Below are 23,103 nucleotides of genomic sequence, written 5' to 3' on the forward strand. Positions count from 1 at the left end.
GATTAAAATTTAAGTCCACCGTTACGAGCAGCATCAGCTACTTCTTTTACTCTCCCATGATACAAGTAACCATTACGGTCGAAAACAACAGTCGTAATACCTGCTTCCTGAGCTTTTTTCGCAATAATCTCACCCACTTTAGCAGCAACTTCTTTCTTAGGCAACTTCTCAGTCATACCCAGTGAAGAGGCAGCAGCCAATGTCTTACCAGACAAATCGTCGATAATCTGGACATAGATTTGCTTGTTACTTCTAAATACACTCATACGCGGACGTGCAGCAGTACCTGACACTTTATTGCGTACTCTATATTTGATCTTAATTCGTCTTTCTATTTTTGTTGTCATAATAATACAAATTTACGTAAATTACTTAGCACCGGCTGATTTACCAGACTTTCTGCGAATTTCCTCGCCAACAAACTTAATACCTTTACCTTTATACGGTTCGGGCTTACGGAAAGAACGTATCTTAGAGCAAACTTGACCAAGCAATTGTTTGTCACAAGACTCTAAAAGAATAAGAGGATTCTTATTTCTTTCTGATTTTGTCTCTACTTTGACTTCAGGAGGCAACTGTATAAAGATATTGTGTGTATATCCTAATGCTAATTCAATGATATTTCCTTGATTAGAAGCACGGTAACCAACACCAACAAGCTCCAATTCTTTCTTATATCCTTCAGAAACACCAACAACCATGTTGTGTACTAACGAACGATACAAACCGTGAAATGCATGTTTCTGCTTGGGATTATCCAGCATTGCATTTTCGTTTTCAGTTAAAGTGATGTGTCCATCTTCAATAGCAACATTGATAGCCGGGTTCACATACTGGCTAAGTTCACCTTTGGGTCCTTTTACGGTAACCACATCATCTTTCAGAGTAACTGTTACTCCAGCGGGAATACTAATGGGTAATTTTCCTATTCTTGACATTGCTTTTTCCTCCTATTAATATACATAACACAATACTTCACCACCGATTTTCAGTTCAGCAGCTTCTTTGTTTGTCATTACACCTTTGGAAGTAGATATTATAGCAATACCCAAACCATTAATAACACGCGGCATATCTTTGTAACCAGTATACTGACGCATACCCGGAGAAGATATTCTTTCAAGTTTTTTGATTGCGTTAACTTTGTTAACAGAATCATACTTCAAGGCAACTTTAATAGTTCCTTGAGGACCATCTTCTACAAACTTATAATTAAGGATGTAGCCTTTTTCAAAAAGAATCTTAGTGATTTCTTTTTTCAAATTTGAAGCAGGAACTTCTACAACTCTGTGCTTTGCATTAATTGCGTTCCTTAACCTCGTCAAATAATCTGCTATTGGATCAGTCATATAAAAAATAATTAAATTAATCAGGACTACCCTGACAATATTTAAACAATATATTTACCAGCTTGCTTTCTTAACACCTGGGATCAGCCCATTAGATGCCATCTCACGGAACTGGATTCTTGAAACACCGAACTGACGGATGTATCCTTTAGGACGACCAGTCAATTTACAGCGATTGTGCATACGAATCGGATTAGAATTCTTAGGAAGCTCCTGTAATTTCTGTGCAGCTTCAAAAGCTTCAGCAGGACCTCCGGTTCTCACAATCTGCTTCAAGGCAGCTCTCTTTTCGGCATATTTGGCTACTAATTTAGCACGCTTTATTTCGCGTGCTTTCATTGATTCCTTTGCCATAATTTATCAGTCTTTTTTAGCGTTTTTAAACGGTAAACCGAATTCTTTCAATAAGGCATAACCTTCTTCATCTGTTTGCGCAGAGGTTACAAAGGTAATATTCATTCCGAGAATTCTGGTAATACTATCGATATTAATTTCAGGGAAAATGATTTGTTCCTGAATACCAAGGGTATAGTTACCCTTACCATCGAACTTAGTTTCAATACCTTTGAAGTCACGGATACGCGGCAAAGCCACACGAACCAATTTTTCCAGGAATTCGTACATTCTTTCACGACGCAGAGTTACCATAACTCCGATCGGCATTTTCTTACGCAACTTAAAGTTAGCGATATCTTTACGCGAAATAGTAGCTACGGCCTTCTGACCAGTGATAGCTGTCATTTCGTTGATTGCCACTTCAATAATCTTCTTATCAGCAACAGCCATACCTAAACCCTGATTGATAACAATCTTCTTAAGTACGGGTATCTGCATTGTAGAAGAATACTGGAATTGTGACTTCAATGCAGGAACAATGCGCTCTGCATATTCTTTCTTAAGGCTTGCAGTATTACTCATTACTTAATCTCCTCTCCTGATTTTTTAGAATAACGCACTAAAGTTCCCTCAGAACTTACTTTTCTACCAACACGCGTTGCTTTACCAGTTTTTGGATCAACCGGATTCAAGTTTGAAATGTGGATAGGAGCTTCCTGCTTAACTATACCACCCTGCGGGTTCTTTGCATTTGGTTTTGTGCTTTTAGATACCATATTGATACCTTCAACTATTGCACGTCCTTCTTTAACAAGAACCTTCAATACACGACCAGTTTTACCTTTGTCTTCACCAGCATTTACGTAAACTGTATCGCCTTTTTTAATATGTAATTTACTCATTACTTAAATCTTTTACAAAATTAAAGTACCTCAGGCGCAAGTGACACAACTTTCATGTTTGTAGCACGAAGTTCTCTTGCTACAGGACCGAAAATACGACTACCTCTAATTTCACCTGCATTATTCAACAACACGCAAGCATTATCATCAAAACGTATATAAGAACCATCGGGACGACGGATCTCTTTCTTAGTACGTACGATCAAAGCTTTTGACACTGCACCCTTTTTAACATCACTTGAAGGGATGACGCTCTTTACAGAAACGACAATAACATCCCCCACTGAAGCGTAACGACGACCTGTACCACCCAAAACGCGGATACACAGGGCTTCTTTAGCTCCACTGTTGTCACATACTGTAAGTCTGGATTCTACTTGTATCATAATTACTTAGCTCTTTCAATTATTTCTACTAATCTCCATCTTTTAGTCTTGCTCAAAGGACGAGTTTCCATGATGCGTACAGTATCACCTACATTGCATTCATTCTTTTCATCGTGAGCATGGTACTTCTTCGTTTTGCTAACGAACTTACCATATATAGGGTGTTTTTCCTTGAACTTAGCAGCAACGGTAATGGTTTTTTCCATCTTATTGCTCAGCACAACCCCTGTTCTTTCTTTTCTTAAATTTCTTGCTTCCATCAAGCTGATCATTTATTGTTAAGTTCTCTTTGGCGTAACTCTGTTCTCATACGCGCAATCGTCCTGCGTAATTGTTTGATCTGCGCAGGATTTTCCAAAGGAGAAATAGAATGATTGATAACCATTTGGTTGTAATTAACCACTTCTGCTTCTACTCTTTCTACCAAATCATTAGTAGACATTTCTTTAATTTCTGCAATTTTCATAAACCTTACGCATTTTGATTTTGAATATCATAATCACGTCTCACGACAAACTTCGTAGTAATCGGAAGTTTCTGAGCTGCCAAACGCAAAGCTTCTTTCGCGATCTCGTAAGATACTCCTTCAGCTTCAATAATAATTCTACCTGGTGTAACCGGAGCCACGAATCCTTCGGGGCTACCCTTACCTTTACCCATACGTACATCAGCAGGTTTTCTAGTAATCGGTTTATCCGGGAAAATACGAATCCAAATCTGTCCCTGACGTTGCATATATCTTGTCACTGCAATACGAGCAGCTTCAATCTGTCGGCCTGTGATCCATTTAGTTTCTAAAGCCTTAATACCAAAAGATCCAAAAGCGAGCTGGTTGCCTCTCTGTGCATTACCTTTAGCGCGGCCCTTTTGTTGTCTTCTGAATTTTGTCTTTTTCGGTTGTAACATAGTTTCCTAAAATTCAAATTCGTTTAGCGATTATTTTTCTTTCTTTTGAAGTTCTTTCCGCCGCCGTTGTTTCCACCATTGTTTCCACGACCACTCTCTTTGCTTTGTGTAAAGTTGGGAGCTAATTCTCTCTTACCAAAAACTTCACCTCTACAGATCCAAACTTTAATACCGAGAAGACCCACTTTTGTCAATGCTTCTGCATGGCAATAGTCGATGTCTGCTCTGAAAGTGTGCAACGGAGTTCTTCCTTCCTTATACATTTCAGAACGGGCCATTTCAGCTCCATTCAAACGTCCTGAAATCTGAATTTTGATACCTTCCGCACCCATACGCATTGTATTTGCGATAGCCATTTTAATGGCACGGCGATAGGCAATTTTACCTTCTACCTGACGAGCGATGTTGTTAGCAACAATCACAGCATCCAGTTCCGGTCTTTTCACTTCAAAGATATTGATTTGAATATCTTTGTCGGTAACCTTTTTCAACTCTTCCTTCAACTTATCAACTTCCTGGCCACCTTTACCGATAATAATACCCGGACGAGCAGTGCAAACAGTAATAGTAACGAGCTTCAGCGTACGTTCAATTACGATTCTTGATACACTTGCTTTCGCAAGTCTTGCATTAAGATATTTACGGATCTTGCTATCTTCCAGCAAAGAGTCACCGTAATCATTTCCACCATACCAGTTAGAATCCCATCCTCTGATAATTCCTAAACGGTTGCTTATTGGATTAACTTTTTGTCCCATCTACCTTAATTTTGATCTTCGTTATTACTTTTAGAACCAACGAACAATGTTACGTGATTTGAACGTTTGCGAATTCTGTATCCTCTTCCCTGCGGAGCCGGTCTCATTCTTTTGAGTGTAGCACCACCATCAACAAAAATCTTCGTTACGAATAATTCGCCACTTTCAGCTTTACGTTCGTTTTTCTGCTCCCAGTTAGCAATTGCAGAGCGCAACAATTTTTCCACTCTTGCAGCTGCTTCTTTTGAAGAAAACTTCAAAACGCCAAGTGCTCTGTTCACTTCCATCCCACGAATCATGTCAGCCACGAGACGCATCTTACGAGGAGAAGTAGGAACATTTTGCAATTTAGCAAAATACATGGTTTTAAGGGCTTCTTTTCTCTTTTCAGCCGATATTTTTTTTCTTGCTCCCATTATATTTATTACTTTATTATTTCAGATAAATCCTGTTATTTTTTCTTGTTACCAGCGTGTCCTCTGAATGTACGAGTTGGAGCGAATTCACCCAACTTGTGACCTACCATATTTTCGGTAACATATACAGGAATAAATTTATTTCCGTTGTGAACTGCAACTGTATGGCCTACAAAATCAGGCGAAATCATTGAAGCTCTGGACCAAGTCTTAACGACAACTTTCTTGCCTGATTCATTCATAGCAAGCACTTTCTTTTCGAGTTTTACGTTAATATATGGACCTTTTTTTAATGAACGACTCATAGTTTACTCAATTAATCAGATTACTTTTTTCTTCTCTCAATAATGTACTTAGACGATTGTTTCTTCGGAGCTCTAGTCTTAAGTCCCTTAGCGTACAATCCCTTACGAGATCTTGGGTGACCTCCGGAAGCACGTCCTTCACCACCACCCATCGGGTGATCAACCGGGTTCATAACAACACCACGGTTGCGAGGACGACGGCCCTGCCAACGAGAGCGACCTGCCTTACCTGAGCTTTCCAATCCATGATCTGAGTTACCAACACTACCGATAGTAGCTTTACAAGTGCTAAGTATTTGTCTTACTTCACCTGAAGGCAATTTGATTACACAATACTTACCTTCTCTTGAAGTCAGCTGAGCGAAGTTACCTGCTGATCTAACCAGAGCAGCACCCTGACCCGGACGCAATTCAATGTTGTGAATTACTGTACCGACCGGGATATTCTGAAGCGGAAGCGCATTACCAATCTCAGGCGCAGCGTTCTCTCCCGACATCAAAGTCGCACCAACTTGCAATCCATTGGGAGCAATAATATATCTTTTTTCACCATCAGCATAAAATAACAATGCGATACGAGCCGAACGGTTCGGATCGTATTCGATCGTTTTTACAACTGCCGGAACACCGTCTTTATTTCTCTTGAAATCGACAATTCTGATCACTTTTCTATGACCGCCACCTAAGTAGCGCATTGTCATCTTACCTTCGTTGTTACGACCGCCAGATGATTTTTTACCATATACAAGCGACTTTTCTGGTACTGATGCAGTAATTTCCTCGAAAGTACCAATAATCTTATGTCTTTGCCCCGGTGTTGTGGGCTTAAATTTACGTACTGCCATTTTTATTAAATATTGCTATAAAAATCAATAGTATCTCCTTCTTTCAATGTCACGATGGCTTTCTTAAAAGCGTTCGTACGACCATTGATGATACCTGCTTTTGTATAACGGCTCTTATTTTTGCCAGCATACTTCACAGTATTCACATCAACTACCGTAACATTATAAAGGGCTTCAACTTCACTCTTAATTTCCAGTTTATTAGCTTCAGGACGTACAATAAAGCCGAAACGATTCAGCTTATCAGTTATTGCAGTCATTTTCTCTGTCACCAACGGTTTAATAATAATTCCCATTATTTAAGCCTCCTTTTTAGATTAAGATATTGTCAATAGCCTTCAAAGAGCTTTCAGTAAGCACAACAACCCCAGCATTCAATACTCTGTAAGTATTTAATCCTGAGATAGTCTGAACGTTAGCACCTTCGATGTTACGAGCTGACAAATATACATTTTTATTTGCTTCTGGTAAAACTACAAGCAGTTTTTTGTCAGAAACTTTAAGATTTTTTGTCATTTCAACGAAAACCTTAGTCTTCGGAGCCTCAAAGTTGAAGTCTTCTACCACTACGATTGCGTTGTCCTGAGCTTTATACGACAAAGCTGACTTACGAGCCAATGTCTTAACTTTTTTATTCAGCTTGAAGTAGTAGTCTCTTGGTTTAGGACCAAATACACGTCCACCACCTACGAGTACCGGTGAATTCATGTCACCACGACGAGCACCGCCGCCACCTTTCTGACGACCGATTTTACGAGTAGATCCGCTGATTTCGCTTCTCTCTTTTGACTTGTGAGTACCCTGACGCTGGTTAGCCATAAATTGCTTTACGTCCAGATAGATAGCGTGGTCATTGGGCTCAATTCCGAAGATAGATTCGTTTAACGTAACCTTTCTTCCAGTGTCTTCACCTTTAATGTTATATACGTTAACTTCCATTATTTTTCAATTAATACGATTGAACCTTTGCAACCCGGTACAGAACCCTTGATCAAAAGAAGATTGTGTTCCGCGATTACTTTTAATACCTGTAAGTTTTGAACAGTAACTCTGTCGCCACCCATTTGTCCGCCCATGCGCATTCCTTTGAACACTTTTGCAGGATACGAACAAGCACCGATAGAACCCGGTTTACGGGCACGGTTGTGCTGACCGTGAGTAGATTGACCTACACCACCAAAGCCATGTCTTTTAACTACACCCTGGAAGCCTTTACCTTTAGAAGTACCAACAACGTCTACATAGTCTGCGCCGTCGAACAGTTCTACTGTAACAGTATCACCCAGATTTAACTCGTTTTCAAATTCCTTGAACTCGGCCAAGTGTCTCTTCGGTGTTACTCCAGCCTTTTTGAAGTGACCCATCAACGGTTTAGTTGTATGTTTTTCCTTTTTGTCCTGGAAACCCAACTGAACGGCTGCATAGCCATCTTTCTCTACGGTCTTTACCTGAGTAACAACACAAGGACCTGCTTCGATAACAGTGCATGGTACATTCTTACCATCGGCACTGAAAACGGATGTCATTCCGATTTTTTTTCCTAATAATCCTGGCATTTCACTAATTTTTAAATACTACACTTTAATTTCTACTTCTACACCACTCGGCAACTCTAACTTCATCAGAGCATCTACAGTCTTAGCTGTTGAGCTATAGATATCGATCAGTCTCTTGAATGAAGAAAGTTCAAACTGCTCTCTTGATTTCTTGTTAACGAAAGTAGAGCGGTTTACTGTAAAGATACGCTTGTGCGTCGGAAGGGGAATCGGTCCGCTAACAATAGCACCGGTAGCCTTCACTGTTCTAACGATCTTCTCAGCTGATTTGTCAACCAAGTTGTGGTCGTAAGATTTCAGTTTAATTCTAATTTTCTGACTCATTAGTTCTTTTAATTAATAAATTTATAAATAAGATAAAGCGGCAGGCTAAGAGTCATTCGCTAGCCTGCTGCTTAAGATATTTTAGAGTAAATCAGCACGTCCTTTTACTTCTTCCAATACCGCTTTAGCGATAGAGCTAGAAACCTGAGCGTGATGAGAGTATACCATTGATGAAGTGGCACGACCAGAAGTGATAGTACGCAACGCGGTTACGTAACCGAACATTTCTGCCAACGGAACCATTGCTTTTACGATACGGGCTCCTGAACGGCTTGACTCCATACCTTCAACCTGGCCACGGCGTTTGTTCAAGTCACCGATAACGTCACCCATGTTTTCTTCCGGAGTAACGACTTCCAGCTTCATGATAGGCTCCATCAATACAGGACCTGCCTTAGCACAAGCATTCTTATATGCCTGGATAGCACAGATTTCGAAAGACAACTGGTCAGAGTCAACCGGGTGGAATGAACCATCGACCAAAGTCACTTTCAATGAATCCAGCGGATAGCCAGCCAGCACACCATTCTTCATTGCAGTCTGGAAACCTTTCTGAACTGAAGGAATGAATTCCTTAGGAATGTTACCACCCTTCACTTCATCAACGAACTGCAGACCACCTTGAGTAAAGTCTTCATCAACCGGGCCGATGTTCACAATAATATCAGCGAACTTACCACGACCACCAGATTGTTTCTTATAAACCTCACGCAAGTTAACTGTCTTAGTGATAGCCTCTTTGTAGTTAACCTGAGGTTTACCCTGGTTACATTCTACTTTGAATTCACGTTTCAGACGGTCGATAATGATATCCAAGTGAAGCTCACCCATACCAGAAATAACTGTCTGACCTGTCTGTTCGTCAGTTTTCACTGTGAATGTCGGGTCTTCTTCAGCCAGTTTAGCCAAACCGTTAGACAGTTTGTCCATATCCTTCTGAGTTTTCGGTTCCACAGCAATACCGATTACCGGTTCCGGGAAGTCCATTGACTCAAGAACGATCGGAGCTGTTTCGTCACACAGTGTATCACCAGTGTGAATATCCTTGAAACCTACACCGGCACCAATATCACCGGCACCAATCACTTCTACCGGATTCTGTTTGTTTGAGTGCATCTGGAACAGACGAGAAACACGTTCTTTCTTACCTGAACGAGAGTTGTAGATATAAGAACCGGCTTCAATCTTACCAGAGTATACACGGAAGAAAGTCAAACGTCCTACATACGGGTCAGTAGCGATCTTAAATGCCAAAGCTGAAGTTTTATCGTCTTCGCTCGGTTTACGATCTTCTTCGGCACCGGTATCAGGGTTTGTACCAACTACGTTTTCAGCATCCAACGGAGAAGGCAAGAAAGCACAAACATAGTCAAGCAAAGTCTGTACGCCCTTATTCTTGAATGAAGAACCGCACAACATCGGAACTACAGCCATCTGAACAGTTGCATTGCGAAGAGCTCTCAATACTTCTTCTTCTGTAATAGTAGAAGGATCATCAAAGTATTTTTCCATCAACGCATCATCAAATTCAGCTACTTTTTCAAGCATTTTATCTCTCCATTCGTTGGCTTCGTCAACGAGATTAGCAGGAATTTCTTCTATGGTATAGTCAGCACCCATTGTTTCATCGTGCCAGTAGATAGCTTTCATTTTGATCAGATCAACCAATCCTTTGAAGTTTTCTTCTGCACCGATAGGAATAACAACCGGACACGGATTTGCACCCAAAACAGCCTTCATCTGGCGAACAACTTCAAAGAAGTCAGCACCCGAACGGTCCATTTTGTTAACGTAAGCGATACGCGGTACGTTATATTTGTCAGCCTGACGCCATACAGTTTCCGACTGAGGTTCTACACCACCTACAGCACAGTAAGCAGCAACAGCACCATCAAGGATACGAAGTGAACGTTCTACCTCAGCAGTAAAGTCCACGTGTCCCGGAGTGTCAATCAGGTTGATTTTATAAGTATCACCAGCATACTTCCAACGAGTAGTTGTAGCGGCAGAAGTGATAGTAATACCACGTTCCTGCTCTTGCTCCATCCAGTCCATTGTTGCAGCACCATCGTGTACCTCTCCGATTTTGTGAGTCAATCCGGTGTAGAACAGGATACGTTCAGAAGTTGTTGTCTTTCCGGCATCGATGTGAGCCATGATACCGATATTACGAGTCAAATGTAAATCATTCTTTGCCATTTTCTTTTTCCTTTACTTTAAGTTTTTAATCAAATAGGTATTTCTTATAGTAATTAGAATCTGAAATGAGCAAATGCACGGTTAGCTTCAGCCATTCTGTGCATATCTTCTTTACGTTTGAAAGCACCGCCTTGTTCATTGAATGCATCCATGATTTCAGCAGCCAATTTATCAGCCATAGATTTACCGCCTCTCTTGCGAGCGAACAGAATCAGGTTCTTCATTGAGATTGATTCTTTACGATCCGGGCGAATTTCGGTAGGAACCTGGAAAGTTGCACCACCCACACGGCGTGATTTTACTTCAACTTGAGGAGTTACGTTATCTAACGCTTTCTTCCAGATTTCAAGAGCAGTTTTTTCTTCGTTAGGAAGTTTTGCTTTTACTGTTTCCAGTGCAGCGTAAAAGATTTCATAAGAAGTGTTCTTCTTTCCATCATACATCAGATGGTTTACAAATTTAGAAACCTTCTGGTCATTGAACACGGGATCCGGAAGGATAACGCGTTTTTTTGGTTTTGCTTTTCTCATTTGTTCGAAAAATAATGTTTTTGTTCTTGGTTGTCTATTTCTTGACGTCTTCAACTCCCCCTCCGGGGAATTTACTCAACCTTTATAGCTTATTCCAACAAACTAAAACGAAAGTTATTACTTTTAATTAAAATAAATCGAATTCGGAATCACTCCGGATTATTTCTTCTTAGCCGGTGCTGCTTGTCCCGGTTTCGGACGCTTAGCTCCGTATTTAGAACGTCTCTGAGTACGTCCGGCTACACCTGCTGTATCAAGAGTACCGCGAACGATGTGGTAACGTACACCCGGAAGGTCTTTCACACGACCACCGCGAACCAGTACGATTGAGTGCTCCTGCAAGTTGTGTCCTTCTCCCGGAATGTAAGAGTTCACCTCTTTCTGGTTAGTCAAACGCACACGAGCTACTTTACGCATTGCAGAGTTCGGCTTTTTCGGAGTAGTAGTATATACTCTCACGCAAACGCCACGTCTTTGAGGACAAGAATCCAAGGCCGGAGATTTACTTTTCTCGACCAGCACTTCGCGTCCTTTTCTTACTAATTGCTGAATTGTAGGCATTTTAAATTGTTTTTTAATTTATATTATTGTTATATTAATTTCGTAACTATACATTTTGGGCTGCAAAAATACGAATAATATTTGAATAATCAATGCACTACATCTTTTTTTTAATTTTTAAGAGCTTATTTCCGGAAAATCATTTCATCAGAAAGATTTTTAGGTGTAGCCATCCGTACATTAAGGCTACACCCTCCCTCTCGAATGGCTACACCCATCGCACCGGATGGCTACACCCTTTTTATTTTCAGGCTTCTCCTTTTATATCTAATATAGGAGGAGTATCCACTCCGTCTTCCTGCAATCGGATAGGACCGAATGCACGTTCATATTTAGCTATATTTTCTTCAAGCGCCCTTTGCAAACGTTTGGCATGTTCGGGAGCAAGAATCACACGCGACTGTACCCCTGCTTTTGGCAACCCGGGCAATACACGCACAAAGTCGAGTACAAACTCCGAACTTGAATGTGTAATGATAGCCAGATTCGCATAGGTTCCTTGAGCCACTTCCTCTTTTAATTCTATTTGTAATTGATTATCGGGATTTTGATTTTCCATATCTTTTATTATTGATTGATTCTAATTCTTCTGCTACAAAGATACAGATTATGTTTTATAGTAAAGACAAATGCCTTGCACTCTTTTCCATAGAATGCAAGGCATACGAAAACAATTTTTTATTTGAATCCAAAGCATTTTTTAATCAATATCTGGAAAAAGCAGATATTTGAAGAAAAAACAGGAATGGATTTTAAATTATCTCAGGCTATATTAAAAGCGGTAATCAACAATAAGCAGCGAACGATAAACTCAATACATTAATTAGTGTATTCCAATTTACCGTTCACCGTTCATTATCTACCGCTCACTATCAAGAGTTAGGTGTCAATTTTTCTTTCACCTCAGTCGCTTTATCAGCTACTTTTCCGGCTACTTTGGCACCAGCCTTCACGGCTTTGTCTTTTGCTTCGACTACTGCCAGTTCGGCATCAGCCTCTATTTCATGAAGAGCATTGAACACATCATTTTTCAGTTTTTTAGCTTTCGCCGTGCGCGAAAAATGATAAACCAGCGCACCGATGGCAGAACCGATTCCAAGTCCTACCAGGAATTTTGCATTTCCACTTCCCATAAACTATTAATTTTTATATAACCACAATAAACGATACTGTCTCATTGCGAGAAATACTCCCCTCATCGGGAGCGGCTGAAGAAGGAGGCTATCCAGAGAAATAAGATCGCGCCGACAACCGAAGTAATCAGACTACCGATAATTCCGGTTGCTGCCAGTCCCAGAAGGGCAAACACCCAACCGCCCAGCACACCGCCTATAATCCCTAATAAGAGATTGACCAAAAGGCCGAATCCTCCTCCACGCATTATCTTACCGGCAAAATAACCGGCAAGGATACCTATCAAAATGTACCAGATAAAATTCATAATGCTTGATTTATATTGTTTTGATATAGGAACGCTGCAGGCACAGGAATGTTCGGTAAATAAAGAGGGAATTAACGACTATTGATAAACCGGACGCTGAAAACAGTAAAATCTGATCTGTTTTTCGAATAGACACATTGTAACACTTGGTAAAAGAGATTATCTTTGTCCAAAAGAAAATCTTAAGGCCTATGAAAAATATTAATTACAGTATAAAAAAGCAATTTAAAATATCGGACGAAGGAATCTGTTTGTTGCCCATGCTCCTTAGAGCGCTCTGTCGGCTTACTAAAAAACAGCTGTTACTACTGGAAGAAATCTATTCCAATTACTCCTCGTCCACAGAAGGGGAAATCATCACACAATCTCACCGGACGGTGAATGCAAAAAGGATCCCGACTTCTTTTTCGTATGAAGGAGGCATCACACTCGACACGGAAACATTACACTATAGCAGCCCAAGTGAGAAGTTTGCAACAACTTGGAAAAATATATTATTTCATACCATTTCTATCAGAATAATTATCGGACTCCATAAAAGTAATATGGAACCGTCCGAGTGGAGAGAAATCATTCACCAGAACACATATCAGAAATTTCACCGCAAACATAGAAGACGATTGCCATTATCATTCCGTGAACGGTATACACAATACAAAAACAAGGCTTCCGACGCATTCAACCAAGACGCTCCAAAGTAAACCGGCTTCTATCGGGGGGAACACATTACCCAACCTGAACAAAGTAAAGGCAATAGAATGAATTTAATAATAATGACAGCAGCACAGATTGTACATTTTTCACATTAACACATTTAAATCAATTATATCATGGAATTAAAAAAGAAAGAGAATATAGGTTGGATTGACCTGTTAAGGGTACTCGCCTGTTTCTTTGTTGTTTTCTCGCATAGTTGCGATGCATTTATCGGCCAATTTGATGCCAATCGGGAATCGTTCTTAACAGGAGTGTTTTTGGGAAGCCTGATGCGCCCGTGTGTTCCCATTTTTGTTATGATGACCGGGGTATTGCTATTACCCGTACAAACCGACATGGCAGCGTTCTATAAGAAAAGGATAGGACGCCTGATCCCTCCAATGATTTTCTGGTCACTGGTCTTGCCTGTTTTGTATTTCATATATCTGAACTATATCAATCCCGATACTCAAAATCCACTGATCTCGATGCCAGATCACAGTCTTGAAGCTTTATGGTTCAAACTATATACATTTATATTTAATTTCAATTTTGACACAGTCCCGTTGTGGTATCTTTATATGTTGATTGGGTTATATTTGATAATGCCTATTATCAGCGGTTGGTTGGAAAAAGTTTCAAAGAAGGAACTAAAATTATTCTTAGGCATTTGGGGAATCAGCCTGATTGCTCCATATGTAAAAATGTTCGCTCCAGCACTAGGCTATCAGGGCAATTACGGGAATATGGGTCTATGGGGAGTATGTGACTGGAATGACTATGGTACCTTTTATTATTTCTCCGGTTTTATCGGATATCTTCTGCTAGCTTATTATCTCACAAAATATCCACTGAAATGGAGTTGGAAGAAACTATTGAGTATTACCATCCCAATGTTTCTGACAGGATACCTGATCACATCTTATGGGTACGTCATCACACAAAATTACTTCCCGGGAAATTATGCTTATCTGGAAATTGTATGGTACTTTGCAGGTATCAACGTATTTATGATGACCTTCCCGGTTTTTGTAATCGTACAGAAGATAAAGGTACCTTCAAACCACAGGTTATCACACATGGCATCACTCGCATTCGGCATTTATCTGAGCCATTATGTATTTGTATTCATTGCTTACGATTTACTGGATACAGAGTTGCTGCCATATACTGTACGAATTATTTGTATGGCCTGTATTGTATTCCTGACATGTTACGCCATCGTTTGGCTAATGTCAAAAAGCAAATTGACCAATCGCTTCATCCGGTAACGTAACATAAACTAAAAAAAGAGCAATCACCTTTACGGCAATTGCTCTTTTTCAGCTATAGTCAATTGAATGTATTATTCTACTTCATTATAGTCAAGCACTGTCTTCTTATTAGCCAGAATACGATCGTATTCTTCTTTAGAACCTACAATGATCTTGTCAAACTCGCGAAGACCTGTACCGGCCGGAATCAGATGACCGCAAATTACATTCTCCTTCATACCTTCCAACTTATCTATCTTACCATTGATAGCAGCCTCATTGAGTACCTTAGTTGTCTCCTGGAAAGAAGCGGCAGACATGAAGCTTGAAGTTTGCAATGCGGCACGAGTAATACCCTGAAGAATCTGGGTAGAAGTTGCAGCAACAGCATCACGCACCTCAACCGGTTTAAGGTCACGGCGTTTCAGCATACTGTTTTCGTCACGCAACTTGCGGGCTGTGACAATCTGACCGGCTTTCAGGTTTTCAGAATCTCCGGCATCTACAACCACTTTCTTACCCCAAATGCGGTCGTTCTCTTCCATGAACTCGAGTTTGTCCACTACCTGCTGTTCAAGGAAGCGTGTATCGCCCGGTTCGTCAATAGTCACTTTACGCATCATCTGGCGAACAATGATCTCAAAATGCTTATCATTGATCTTCACACCCTGTAAACGATATACGTCCTGAACTTCATTCACGATGTATTCCTGTACAGCCGTAGGACCTTTAATAGCCAAAATATCAGCCGGAGTCGTAGCACCATCGGACAATGGAGTACCTGCACGAACGTAGTCATTCTCCTGTACCAGAATCTGCTTAGACAGCGGAACAAGGTATTTCTTCACTTCACCGGTCTTAGACGTAACGATGATTTCGCGATTACCGCGTTTCACTTTACCCATAGTAACCTCTCCATCGATTTCGGATACGACGGCAGGATTCGACGGGTTACGTGCTTCAAACAACTCAGTAACACGGGGAAGACCACCGGTAATATCACCGGCTTTACCCACAGCACGCGGAATCTTAACGATTACCTCACCTGCTTTCACCTTTTGGCCGTTTTCGATCACTACGTGTCCACCTACAGGTAAATTATATGTACGGATAAGATCACCATCTTCGGTCAGGATGTGGGCCGAAGGAACTTTAGTCTTATCTTTAGACTCAATAATAATAATTTCTCGAAGTCCGGTCGCTTCATCCGATTCAATCTTATAAGTAACATTTTCAATGACACCCTCAAACTCAATCTTACCGGTAGCTTCGGTTATGATAACAGCGTTGAATGGATCCCATTTCGCAATCAGTTTACCTTTTTCTACCACTTCACCATCGGCTACATAAAGTGTAGAACCGTAAGGAACGTTATGGGTAGAAAGTACAATGCCTGTATTGACATCAATGAAACGAACCTCAGCCAAACGACCTACTACCACTTTGGCAGACTCACCAGTTTCGTCCACAATATCTACCGTACGGAGTTCTTCAAATTCCAAACGGGCATTATTTTTAGCAACAATACTTGCATTGGCCGCAATGTTGGCAGCCGTACCACCAGCATGGAATGTACGCAATGTCAACTGTGTACCCGGTTCACCGATAGACTGGGCAGCGATTACACCGACAGCCTCACCTTTCTGAACCATATGGTTCGTAGCCAGGTTACGACCGTAGCACTTCGCACAAACACCCTTCTTCGATTCGCAAGTCAATACCGAACGAATCTCAACGCTTTCAATCGGAGATTCCTGAATCTTCTTGGCGATATCTTCTGTAATTTCTTCACCACCGGCAACCAGTAATTCACCGGTCTGAGGATGAATAATATCGTGTACGGATACACGTCCGAGGATACGTTCGTACAGAGTAGCAATAACTTCGTCATTGTTCTTGAGGTCAGTACAAACCAGTCCGCGAAGCGTACCGCAGTCTTCTTCATTAATAATCACATCATGCGAAACGTCAACCAGACGACGAGTCAAGTATCCCGCATCGGCAGTCTTCAAAGCGGTATCGGCCAAACCTTTACGGGCACCGTGAGTAGAGATAAAGTACTCCAACACAGAAAGTCCCTCTTTAAAGTTAGACAAGATAGGATTCTCGATGATCTGACCACCTTCAGCACCTGCCTTCTGCGGTTTTGCCATCAAACCACGCATACCGGAGAGCTGACGGATCTGCTCTTTAGAACCACGGGCACCGGAATCAAGCATCATGTACACAGAGTTGAAACCCTGATCATCTGAAGAAATAGTCTTCATCAAGATATTAGACAATTCTGAGTTTACATGTGTCCAGATATCAATTACCTGGTTGTAACGTTCATTATTGGTGATGAAACCCATATTATAGTTACTGATCACCTGCTCTACCTCTTCATAACCTCTCTGAACGAGTGTCTCTTTCTCTTTCGGGATAATGATATCACCCAAGTTGAATGACAGACCACCCTGAAAGGCCATCTTGTAGCCTAAATTTTTAATTCCATCAAGGAAGTCAGCAGTCCGAGCAACACCACAAGCTTTGATTACAGCACTAATAATGTCACGCAATGATTTCTTTGAAATAATAGTATTGATGTATCCGACTTCAGGCGGAACAATTTCGTTCACAATTACACGACCTACTGAAGTCTCACGCATTACATCAACGATATTTCCATTTTCGTCAAGGTCTTTTACGATAACCTTCACCGGAGCGTGAATATCTACTTTACCTTCATTGTAAGCTATCAACGCTTCTTCGGGTCCATAGAATGTGAGTCCCTCACCTTTGGCGCCTTTACGGAGTTTGGTGATATAGTACAAACCAAGCACCATATCCTGTGAAGGAACGGTAATAGGAGCACCATTTGCAGGATTCAGAATATTGTGAGAAGCCAGCATCAACATTTGTGCTTCAAGTACTGCCTCATTGCTCAAAGGCAAGTGAACAGCCATCTGGTCACCATCAAAGTCGGCATTGAACGCTGTACATGCCAACGGATGCAATTGGATAGCTTTACCTTCGATCATCTTAGGCTGGAAAGCCTGAATACCCAAACGGTGAAGTGTCGGAGCACGGTTCAACAATACTGGATGACCTTTCATTACGTGTTCAAGAATATCCCAGATCACCGGCTCCTTACGGTCCACGATCTTCTTAGCAGACTTCACAGTCTTTACGATACCTCGCTCGATCAACTTACGGATAATGAACGGCTTGTACAGTTCGGCAGCCATCAGCTTAGGAATACCACATTCATGCATTCTCAACTCCGGGCCAACAACAATTACCGAACGGGCCGAATAGTCAACGCGTTTACCCAGCAAGTTTTGACGGAAACGTCCTTGCTTACCTTTCAGGCTGTCAGACAAAGACTTCAACGGGCGGTTGGCATCAGTCTTAACTGCACTGGATTTACGTGAATTATCAAACAGTGAATCGACAGATTCCTGAAGCATACGTTTCTCGTTACGGAGAATCACCTCGGGAGCCTTAATCTCAATCAATCGTTTCAAACGATTGTTACGGATAATCACACGACGATAAAGATCGTTCAAATCGGATGTAGCGAAACGCCCTCCATCCAACGGAACCAACGGACGAAGTTCGGGCGGAATTACCGGTACAATACGTACAATCATCCATTCAGGTTTATTCCGTCCACGTGATGCACGGAATGATTCTACCACCTGAAGACGCTTCAAAGCCTCATTCTTACGCTGTTGCGAAGCATCATTTCCGGCACGGTGACGCAACTCATAGGATAATGCATCAAGATCGAGACGGGCAAGCAGATCATAGATCGCTTCGGCTCCCATTTTAGCAATAAACTTGTTGGGGTCTGTATCTTCCAGATACTGATTATCTTTAGGAAGAGTATCAAGAATATCCAAGTATTCTTCTTCTGACAACAGATCAAATTCGGCGATACCGTCTTCAGCTTTCACACCCGGCTGAATGACAACATAGCGTTCGTAGTAAATGATAGAATCGAGTTTCTTGGTGGGGAGTCCCAACAAATAACCGATCTTATTAGGCAGCGAACGGAAATACCAGATGTGAGCTACAGGCACGACAAGCTGGATATGTCCCATACGTTCGCGACGTACTTTCTTTTCAGTAACTTCTACACCACAACGGTCGCAGACAATACCTTTATAACGGATGCGTTTATATTTACCGCAATGGCATTCGTAGTCTTTGATCGGGCCGAAGATACGCTCGCAGAACAAACCGTCACGCTCAGGTTTGTATGTACGATAGTTGATGGTTTCAGGCTTTAATACTTCACCACTCGAATTCTCAAGGATTTCTTCCGGAGAAGCCAAACCGATAGAGATTTTCGAGAAATTGCTCTTGATCTTATTTTCTTTTCTAAAAGCCATACTTTTATAATTATATAATATGCTAATTAACTAAATAATGTGCCGATTGGCTGATGCCAATGTGCCAATAAGAAAATATGCTAATTATGAAATGCCACAGCCAATGTACCTTGATCGATACATTGGCATATTGGCACATTAGTTCATTATTCCAAATTGATGCTCAGGCCCAATCCTCTTAATTCGTGCAACAACACGTTCAGAGATTCCGGAATACCCGGCTGTGGCATGGGTTCGCCCTTTACAATGGCTTCGTAAGCCTTAGAACGTCCAACAACGTCGTCCGACTTGATTGTCAGAATCTCCTGGAGAATATGCGATGCACCGAAACCTTCGAGTGCCCAAACCTCCATCTCTCCGAAACGCTGACCACCAAACTGAGCTTTACCACCAAGAGGTTGCTGAGTAATCAATGAGTATGGTCCGATAGAACGTGCGTGCATCTTGTCTTCAACCATGTGACCGAGTTTCAACATATAGGTAACACCTACGGTTGCTGGTTGGTCAAAGCGTTCGCCTGTACCACCATCACAAAGATAAGTTTTGCAATAGCGTGGTAGACCGGCTTTGTCTGTCCACTCGTTCAAGTCATCCAAAGTTGCACCGTCAAAAATCGGCGTAGCGAACTTCACACCCAAATTCTTTCCGGCACGTCCGAGAACAGCCTCAAAAATCTGACCGATATTCATACGAGAAGGCACACCCAACGGGTTCAATACAATGTCTACCGGAGTTCCATCTTCAAGGAACGGCATGTCTTCTTGACGAACAACACGTGACACAATACCTTTATTACCGTGACGTCCGGCCATCTTATCACCTACACCAATCTTACGTTTTTTAGCAATATATACTTTCGCCATCTGAATGATACCTGCAGGCAGTTCATCACCAATTGTGATAGCGAACTTTTTACGCTTCAGTTCAGCATCAAGTTCTTTGTACTTCTTGATAAAGTTCAGGATCAAGTCACGAATCATACCATTCGCATGATCATCATTGGTCCAGTCGCTCAGCTGAATCGCAGTGAAATCAAGTGAATCGAAGTCAGAAGCACTAAACTTAGAGCCTTTAGCTATGACTTCAGCTCCCAAGTAGTCTTTCACGCCCTGAGATACCTTTCCTTCTGTCAATACCATCAATTTCTTTACCAAGATACGTTTCAAGTCAGCTACCTTAGACTCAAATTCATCGTCAATTTTCGGAAGCAACGCCTTATCAGCCAACTTAGAACTACGATTCTTGATGACACGTGAGAACAGTTTCTTATCAATAATTACCCCCTTCAGAGAAGGAGATGCTTTCAAAGAAGCATCTTTCACATCACCGGCTTTATCACCAAAGATAGCACGAAGCAATTTTTCTTCCGGAGAAGGATCAGATTCACCTTTCGGTGTAATCTTACCAATCAATATATCACCCGGCTGAATACGTGCACCGACACGTACGATACCATTCTCGTCCAAATCCTTAGTGGCTTCCTCACTCACGTTAGGAATATCAGAAGTCAACTCTTCCATTCCTCGCTTGGTTTCACGAACTTCGAGTGAATACTCTTCTACGTGTACTGAAGTCAGCAAGTCTTCACGAACCACACGTTCATTCAACACGATAGCATCCTCGTAATTATAACCTTTCCAAGGCATGTAAGCAACCAATAGATTCTTACCCAAAGCGAGTTCTCCATTTTCAGTAGAATAACCTTCTGTCAGAATCTGACCTTTCGTCACACGATCACCTTTATTGCAAGTTGGCCGAAGGTCGATTGTCATATTCTGGTTCGTTTTACGGAACTTCGGTATTCTATATTCTTTTAATGCCGGCTCAAAACTTACAAACTCTTCATCTTCTGTACGATCGTATAGAATACGAATAGTAGTAGCATCTACAAAATCAATCACTCCATCACCTTCGGCAGCAATCTGAGTACGTGAATCACGTACCAGCTGGCGTTCAATACCTGTACCTACGATTGGAGCTTCGCTTCTCAGCAAAGGAACAGCCTGACGCATCATGTTCGATCCCATCAACGCACGGTTAGCGTCATCATGTTCAAGGAAGGGAATCAAAGATGCAGCGATAGAAGCAATCTGTTGAGGAGCAACATCCATCAACTCTACTTCCGAAGGTTCTACAACCGGATAATCGGCATCCTGACGAGACTTAACCTTATTACGGATAAATGTACCGTCATCATTCAACGGAGCATTACCCTGTGCTATGATCTTAGCTTCTTCTTCCTCAGCCGTCAGGTAAACGAGTCCGTTCTCAGACAGATCTACCTTTCCGTTATCTACCTTACGGTAAGGAGTTTCAATAAAGCCGAGATCATTGATCTTGGCAAACACACAAAGTGACGAAATCAAACCGATATTCGGACCTTCCGGTGTTTCAATCGGACAAAGGCGTCCGTAGTGTGTATAGTGAACGTCACGAACCTCAAATCCGGCACGTTCACGAGACAAACCACCAGGACCAAGAGCAGACATACGACGTTTGTGAGTGATTTCAGCCAACGGGTTTGTCTGGTCCATAAACTGTGACAATGCGTTAGTTCCGAAGAATGAATTGATCACAGAAGAAATAGTCTTCGCATTGATCAGGTCAATCGGAGTAAACACCTCATTGTCACGAACGTTCATTCGTTCGCGGATGGTACGTGACATACGTGCCAAACCGACAGCGAACTGATTGGACAACTGTTCGCCTACAGTACGTACGCGACGGTTGCTCAAGTGGTCGATATCATCTACATCTGCTTTTGAGTTAATCAGCTCAATCAGATATTTGATGATCTCGATAATATCTTCTTTAGTGAGGACACGCACGTCCATGTCTGTCGTCAGGTTCAATTTCTTATTGATTCTATAACGACCTACATCACCAAGGTCATACCGTTTTTCAGAGAAGAACAGGTTATTAATAACTTCACGGGCACTGGCATCATCGGCAGGGTCTGCATTACGCAACTGACGGTAGATATAAAGCACAGCCTCCTTTTCCGAGTTACTCGGGTCCTTCTGAAGGGTATTATATATAATAGAGTAGTCGGACTGGTTCGGTTCTTCCTTGTGAATAAGGATGTTTTGAACGCCCGAGTCAATTATTTCATCTATATGTTCCGGTTCGATTACTGTTTCACGGTCGATAATGACTTCATTACGTTCAATAGAAACAACTTCACCGGTATCTTCATCAACGAAATCTTCAATCCAGGTTTTCAAGACACGCGCAGCCAGTTTACGACCTACTACCTTCTTGAGATTAGTCTTATTAACCTTCACATCTTCAGCCAGGTTAAAAATCTCAAGAATGTCCTTGTCGTTCTCAAAGCCGATAGCTCTTAACAGCGTAGTAACAGGCAATTTCTTCTTACGATCAATATAAGCGTACATTACGTTGTTAATATCGGTAGCGAACTCAATCCATGATCCCTTAAACGGGATGATACGGGCTGAGTACAACTTTGTACCATTAGCATGTACACTCTGACCGAAGAATACGCCCGGAGAACGGTGAAGCTGCGACACAACTACACGCTCAGCACCATTGATGACAAAAGTTGCCTTGTCAGTCATGTAAGGTATAGGACCAAGGAACACATCTTGAATCACTGTATCGAAATCCTCATGGTCGGGGTCTGTACAGTAAAGCTTGAGTTTCGCTTTCAATGGAACACTATATGTGAGCCCACGCTCTATACAATCATCAATGGTATAGCGCGGCGGATCAATATAATAGTCCAGAAACTCAAGAACAAAATTGTTTCTTGTGTCGGCAATTGGGAAGTTTTCGGCAAATACTTTATACAATCCCTCTTTTTTACGCTTCTCAGGTGGGGTATCTAGTTGTAGAAAGTCTTGGAATGACTTCAATTGTACTTCCAGGAAATCCGGATATTCAAGCGGATTCTTAGTCGAAGCAAAATTAACTCTTTGATTTACAGTATTTGAAGACATCTGTC

28 protein-coding genes are annotated in these 23,103 nt (G+C 41.5%); 2 read left to right on the top strand and 26 right to left on the bottom strand.

The window, feature by feature from the left end:
• Positions 1-2: 2 nt before the first annotated feature.
• The 24 genes from rplR to BSHG_RS01825 form a co-directional block, all read right to left on the bottom strand.
• A complete protein-coding gene (gene rplR, locus BSHG_RS01940) occupies positions 3-347 on the bottom strand; it encodes a 50S ribosomal protein L18 (protein ID WP_005791562.1) in 345 nt (114 codons plus the stop codon).
• A gap of 21 nt (positions 348-368) precedes the next feature.
• Positions 369-938, bottom strand: a complete 570-nt coding sequence (gene rplF, locus BSHG_RS01935) for a 50S ribosomal protein L6 (protein WP_005791561.1) — start codon at positions 936-938, stop codon at positions 369-371.
• Between the two features lie 15 nt (positions 939-953).
• Complete coding sequence (gene rpsH / locus BSHG_RS01930; protein WP_005782213.1) at positions 954-1,349, bottom strand: 30S ribosomal protein S8; 396 nt, start codon at positions 1,347-1,349, stop codon at positions 954-956.
• Positions 1,350-1,403: 54 nt separating this feature from the next.
• A complete protein-coding gene (gene rpsN / locus BSHG_RS01925) occupies positions 1,404-1,703 on the bottom strand; it encodes a 30S ribosomal protein S14 (RefSeq protein ID WP_008661388.1) in 300 nt (99 codons plus the stop codon).
• Between the two features lie 6 nt (positions 1,704-1,709).
• On the bottom strand, positions 1,710-2,267 hold the full coding sequence (gene rplE, locus BSHG_RS01920; protein ID WP_008661390.1) for a 50S ribosomal protein L5: 558 nt from the start codon (positions 2,265-2,267) through the stop codon (positions 1,710-1,712).
• Positions 2,267-2,587, bottom strand: a complete 321-nt coding sequence (rplX, locus tag BSHG_RS01915; protein WP_005791554.1) for a 50S ribosomal protein L24 — start codon at positions 2,585-2,587, stop codon at positions 2,267-2,269. The genes rplE and rplX overlap by 1 nt, the downstream gene beginning before the upstream one ends.
• 20 nt (positions 2,588-2,607) lie before the next feature.
• Positions 2,608-2,973 carry a 50S ribosomal protein L14 gene (gene rplN / locus BSHG_RS01910; protein WP_004296340.1) on the bottom strand — a complete coding sequence of 122 codons (366 nt, stop codon included), beginning with the start codon at positions 2,971-2,973 and terminating at the stop codon, positions 2,608-2,610.
• 2 nt (positions 2,974-2,975) lie between these two features.
• Positions 2,976-3,245, bottom strand: a complete 270-nt coding sequence (rpsQ, locus tag BSHG_RS01905; protein ID WP_008770213.1) for a 30S ribosomal protein S17 — start codon at positions 3,243-3,245, stop codon at positions 2,976-2,978.
• On the bottom strand, positions 3,242-3,439 hold the full coding sequence (gene rpmC / locus BSHG_RS01900) for a 50S ribosomal protein L29 (RefSeq protein WP_005782204.1): 198 nt from the start codon (positions 3,437-3,439) through the stop codon (positions 3,242-3,244). Before rpmC ends, rpsQ begins: the two co-directional genes overlap by 4 nt.
• 5 nt (positions 3,440-3,444) lie before the next feature.
• Positions 3,445-3,879 (bottom strand): 50S ribosomal protein L16, encoded by a 435-nt coding sequence (rplP, locus tag BSHG_RS01895; RefSeq protein ID WP_005791549.1) that lies wholly within the window; start codon positions 3,877-3,879, stop codon positions 3,445-3,447.
• Positions 3,880-3,902: 23 nt separating this feature from the next.
• Positions 3,903-4,637 (bottom strand): 30S ribosomal protein S3, encoded by a 735-nt coding sequence (rpsC, locus tag BSHG_RS01890; RefSeq protein WP_005782201.1) that lies wholly within the window; start codon positions 4,635-4,637, stop codon positions 3,903-3,905.
• 5 nt (positions 4,638-4,642) lie between these two features.
• Positions 4,643-5,053 carry a 50S ribosomal protein L22 gene (gene rplV / locus BSHG_RS01885; RefSeq protein ID WP_004291236.1) on the bottom strand — a complete coding sequence of 137 codons (411 nt, stop codon included), beginning with the start codon at positions 5,051-5,053 and terminating at the stop codon, positions 4,643-4,645.
• A gap of 35 nt (positions 5,054-5,088) precedes the next feature.
• Entirely contained in the window at positions 5,089-5,358 is a 270-nt protein-coding gene (gene rpsS / locus BSHG_RS01880; protein ID WP_005782197.1) for a 30S ribosomal protein S19, read from the bottom strand.
• A 20-nt stretch (positions 5,359-5,378) separates the two neighbouring features.
• Positions 5,379-6,203 (bottom strand): 50S ribosomal protein L2, encoded by an 825-nt coding sequence (gene rplB / locus BSHG_RS01875; protein ID WP_005791545.1) that lies wholly within the window; start codon positions 6,201-6,203, stop codon positions 5,379-5,381.
• A gap of 5 nt (positions 6,204-6,208) precedes the next feature.
• Positions 6,209-6,499: a 50S ribosomal protein L23 gene (gene rplW / locus BSHG_RS01870; protein ID WP_005791542.1), complete on the bottom strand. Its 291-nt coding sequence runs from the start codon at positions 6,497-6,499 to the stop codon at positions 6,209-6,211.
• 16 nt (positions 6,500-6,515) lie between these two features.
• Positions 6,516-7,142, bottom strand: coding sequence for a 50S ribosomal protein L4 (gene rplD, locus BSHG_RS01865; protein WP_005782191.1), 627 nt, complete (start codon positions 7,140-7,142; stop codon positions 6,516-6,518).
• The gene (gene rplC / locus BSHG_RS01860; protein WP_005782189.1) at positions 7,142-7,759 is read right to left on the bottom strand and encodes a 50S ribosomal protein L3; all 618 of its coding nucleotides are present in this window, start codon (positions 7,757-7,759) and stop codon (positions 7,142-7,144) included. The genes rplD and rplC overlap by 1 nt, the downstream gene beginning before the upstream one ends.
• A gap of 18 nt (positions 7,760-7,777) precedes the next feature.
• Entirely contained in the window at positions 7,778-8,083 is a 306-nt protein-coding gene (gene rpsJ / locus BSHG_RS01855) for a 30S ribosomal protein S10 (protein WP_005782187.1), read from the bottom strand.
• Between the two features lie 81 nt (positions 8,084-8,164).
• A complete protein-coding gene (gene fusA, locus BSHG_RS01850; protein ID WP_005791539.1) occupies positions 8,165-10,282 on the bottom strand; it encodes an elongation factor G in 2,118 nt (705 codons plus the stop codon).
• Between the two features lie 53 nt (positions 10,283-10,335).
• Complete coding sequence (rpsG, locus tag BSHG_RS01845; protein ID WP_005791536.1) at positions 10,336-10,812, bottom strand: 30S ribosomal protein S7; 477 nt, start codon at positions 10,810-10,812, stop codon at positions 10,336-10,338.
• A gap of 159 nt (positions 10,813-10,971) precedes the next feature.
• Complete coding sequence (gene rpsL / locus BSHG_RS01840; protein ID WP_005675419.1) at positions 10,972-11,373, bottom strand: 30S ribosomal protein S12; 402 nt, start codon at positions 11,371-11,373, stop codon at positions 10,972-10,974.
• Positions 11,374-11,620: 247 nt separating this feature from the next.
• On the bottom strand, positions 11,621-11,932 hold the full coding sequence (locus BSHG_RS01835) for a DUF3467 domain-containing protein (RefSeq protein WP_005791533.1): 312 nt from the start codon (positions 11,930-11,932) through the stop codon (positions 11,621-11,623).
• Positions 11,933-12,245: 313 nt separating this feature from the next.
• Positions 12,246-12,506: a YtxH domain-containing protein gene (locus BSHG_RS01830; RefSeq protein ID WP_005791531.1), complete on the bottom strand. Its 261-nt coding sequence runs from the start codon at positions 12,504-12,506 to the stop codon at positions 12,246-12,248.
• 62 nt (positions 12,507-12,568) lie between these two features.
• Positions 12,569-12,814: a GlsB/YeaQ/YmgE family stress response membrane protein gene (locus BSHG_RS01825; protein WP_005791529.1), complete on the bottom strand. Its 246-nt coding sequence runs from the start codon at positions 12,812-12,814 to the stop codon at positions 12,569-12,571.
• 191 nt (positions 12,815-13,005) lie between these two features.
• Here BSHG_RS01825 and BSHG_RS01820 point away from each other — a divergent pair, with 191 nt between their 5' ends.
• Together BSHG_RS01820 and BSHG_RS01815 are read left to right on the top strand one after the other, a co-directional pair.
• Positions 13,006-13,515 carry a hypothetical protein gene (locus BSHG_RS01820; RefSeq protein ID WP_008661406.1) on the top strand — a complete coding sequence of 170 codons (510 nt, stop codon included), beginning with the start codon at positions 13,006-13,008 and terminating at the stop codon, positions 13,513-13,515.
• Positions 13,516-13,644: 129 nt separating this feature from the next.
• A complete protein-coding gene (locus tag BSHG_RS01815; protein ID WP_008661407.1) occupies positions 13,645-14,781 on the top strand; it encodes an acyltransferase in 1,137 nt (378 codons plus the stop codon).
• 74 nt (positions 14,782-14,855) lie between these two features.
• Here BSHG_RS01815 and rpoC read toward each other — a convergent pair whose 3' ends face one another.
• Positions 14,856-19,139, bottom strand: a complete 4,284-nt coding sequence (gene rpoC, locus BSHG_RS01810; protein WP_008661409.1) for a DNA-directed RNA polymerase subunit beta' — start codon at positions 19,137-19,139, stop codon at positions 14,856-14,858.
• Positions 19,140-19,285: 146 nt separating this feature from the next.
• Entirely contained in the window at positions 19,286-23,098 is a 3,813-nt protein-coding gene (gene rpoB, locus BSHG_RS01805) for a DNA-directed RNA polymerase subunit beta (RefSeq protein ID WP_005791521.1), read from the bottom strand.
• Between the last annotated feature and the right edge of the window lie 5 nt (positions 23,099-23,103).

This window comes from Bacteroides sp. 3_2_5, from assembly GCF_000159855.2.
Taxonomy (GTDB): domain Bacteria; phylum Bacteroidota; class Bacteroidia; order Bacteroidales; family Bacteroidaceae; genus Bacteroides; species Bacteroides fragilis.

Coding starts and splice junctions, on each gene's coding strand:
- rplR (WP_005791562.1), bottom strand. CDS start 347: ATGACAACAAAAATAGAAAGACGAATTAAGATCAAATATAGAGTACGC.
- rplF (WP_005791561.1), bottom strand. CDS start 938: ATGTCAAGAATAGGAAAATTACCCATTAGTATTCCCGCTGGAGTAACA.
- rpsH (WP_005782213.1), bottom strand. CDS start 1,349: ATGACTGATCCAATAGCAGATTATTTGACGAGGTTAAGGAACGCAATT.
- rpsN (WP_008661388.1), bottom strand. CDS start 1,703: ATGGCAAAGGAATCAATGAAAGCACGCGAAATAAAGCGTGCTAAATTA.
- rplE (WP_008661390.1), bottom strand. CDS start 2,267: ATGAGTAATACTGCAAGCCTTAAGAAAGAATATGCAGAGCGCATTGTT.
- rplX (WP_005791554.1), bottom strand. CDS start 2,587: ATGAGTAAATTACATATTAAAAAAGGCGATACAGTTTACGTAAATGCT.
- rplN (WP_004296340.1), bottom strand. CDS start 2,973: ATGATACAAGTAGAATCCAGACTTACAGTATGTGACAACAGTGGAGCT.
- rpsQ (WP_008770213.1), bottom strand. CDS start 3,245: ATGATCAGCTTGATGGAAGCAAGAAATTTAAGAAAAGAAAGAACAGGG.
- rpmC (WP_005782204.1), bottom strand. CDS start 3,439: ATGAAAATTGCAGAAATTAAAGAAATGTCTACTAATGATTTGGTAGAA.
- rplP (WP_005791549.1), bottom strand. CDS start 3,879: ATGTTACAACCGAAAAAGACAAAATTCAGAAGACAACAAAAGGGCCGC.
- rpsC (WP_005782201.1), bottom strand. CDS start 4,637: ATGGGACAAAAAGTTAATCCAATAAGCAACCGTTTAGGAATTATCAGA.
- rplV (WP_004291236.1), bottom strand. CDS start 5,053: ATGGGAGCAAGAAAAAAAATATCGGCTGAAAAGAGAAAAGAAGCCCTT.
- rpsS (WP_005782197.1), bottom strand. CDS start 5,358: ATGAGTCGTTCATTAAAAAAAGGTCCATATATTAACGTAAAACTCGAA.
- rplB (WP_005791545.1), bottom strand. CDS start 6,203: ATGGCAGTACGTAAATTTAAGCCCACAACACCGGGGCAAAGACATAAG.
- rplW (WP_005791542.1), bottom strand. CDS start 6,499: ATGGGAATTATTATTAAACCGTTGGTGACAGAGAAAATGACTGCAATA.
- rplD (WP_005782191.1), bottom strand. CDS start 7,142: ATGGAAGTTAACGTATATAACATTAAAGGTGAAGACACTGGAAGAAAG.
- rplC (WP_005782189.1), bottom strand. CDS start 7,759: ATGCCAGGATTATTAGGAAAAAAAATCGGAATGACATCCGTTTTCAGT.
- rpsJ (WP_005782187.1), bottom strand. CDS start 8,083: ATGAGTCAGAAAATTAGAATTAAACTGAAATCTTACGACCACAACTTG.
- fusA (WP_005791539.1), bottom strand. CDS start 10,282: ATGGCAAAGAATGATTTACATTTGACTCGTAATATCGGTATCATGGCT.
- rpsG (WP_005791536.1), bottom strand. CDS start 10,812: ATGAGAAAAGCAAAACCAAAAAAACGCGTTATCCTTCCGGATCCCGTG.
- rpsL (WP_005675419.1), bottom strand. CDS start 11,373: ATGCCTACAATTCAGCAATTAGTAAGAAAAGGACGCGAAGTGCTGGTC.
- BSHG_RS01835 (WP_005791533.1), bottom strand. CDS start 11,932: ATGGAAAATCAAAATCCCGATAATCAATTACAAATAGAATTAAAAGAG.
- BSHG_RS01830 (WP_005791531.1), bottom strand. CDS start 12,506: ATGGGAAGTGGAAATGCAAAATTCCTGGTAGGACTTGGAATCGGTTCT.
- BSHG_RS01825 (WP_005791529.1), bottom strand. CDS start 12,814: ATGAATTTTATCTGGTACATTTTGATAGGTATCCTTGCCGGTTATTTT.
- BSHG_RS01820 (WP_008661406.1), top strand. CDS start 13,006: ATGAAAAATATTAATTACAGTATAAAAAAGCAATTTAAAATATCGGAC.
- BSHG_RS01815 (WP_008661407.1), top strand. CDS start 13,645: ATGGAATTAAAAAAGAAAGAGAATATAGGTTGGATTGACCTGTTAAGG.
- rpoC (WP_008661409.1), bottom strand. CDS start 19,139: ATGGCTTTTAGAAAAGAAAATAAGATCAAGAGCAATTTCTCGAAAATC.
- rpoB (WP_005791521.1), bottom strand. CDS start 23,098: ATGTCTTCAAATACTGTAAATCAAAGAGTTAATTTTGCTTCGACTAAG.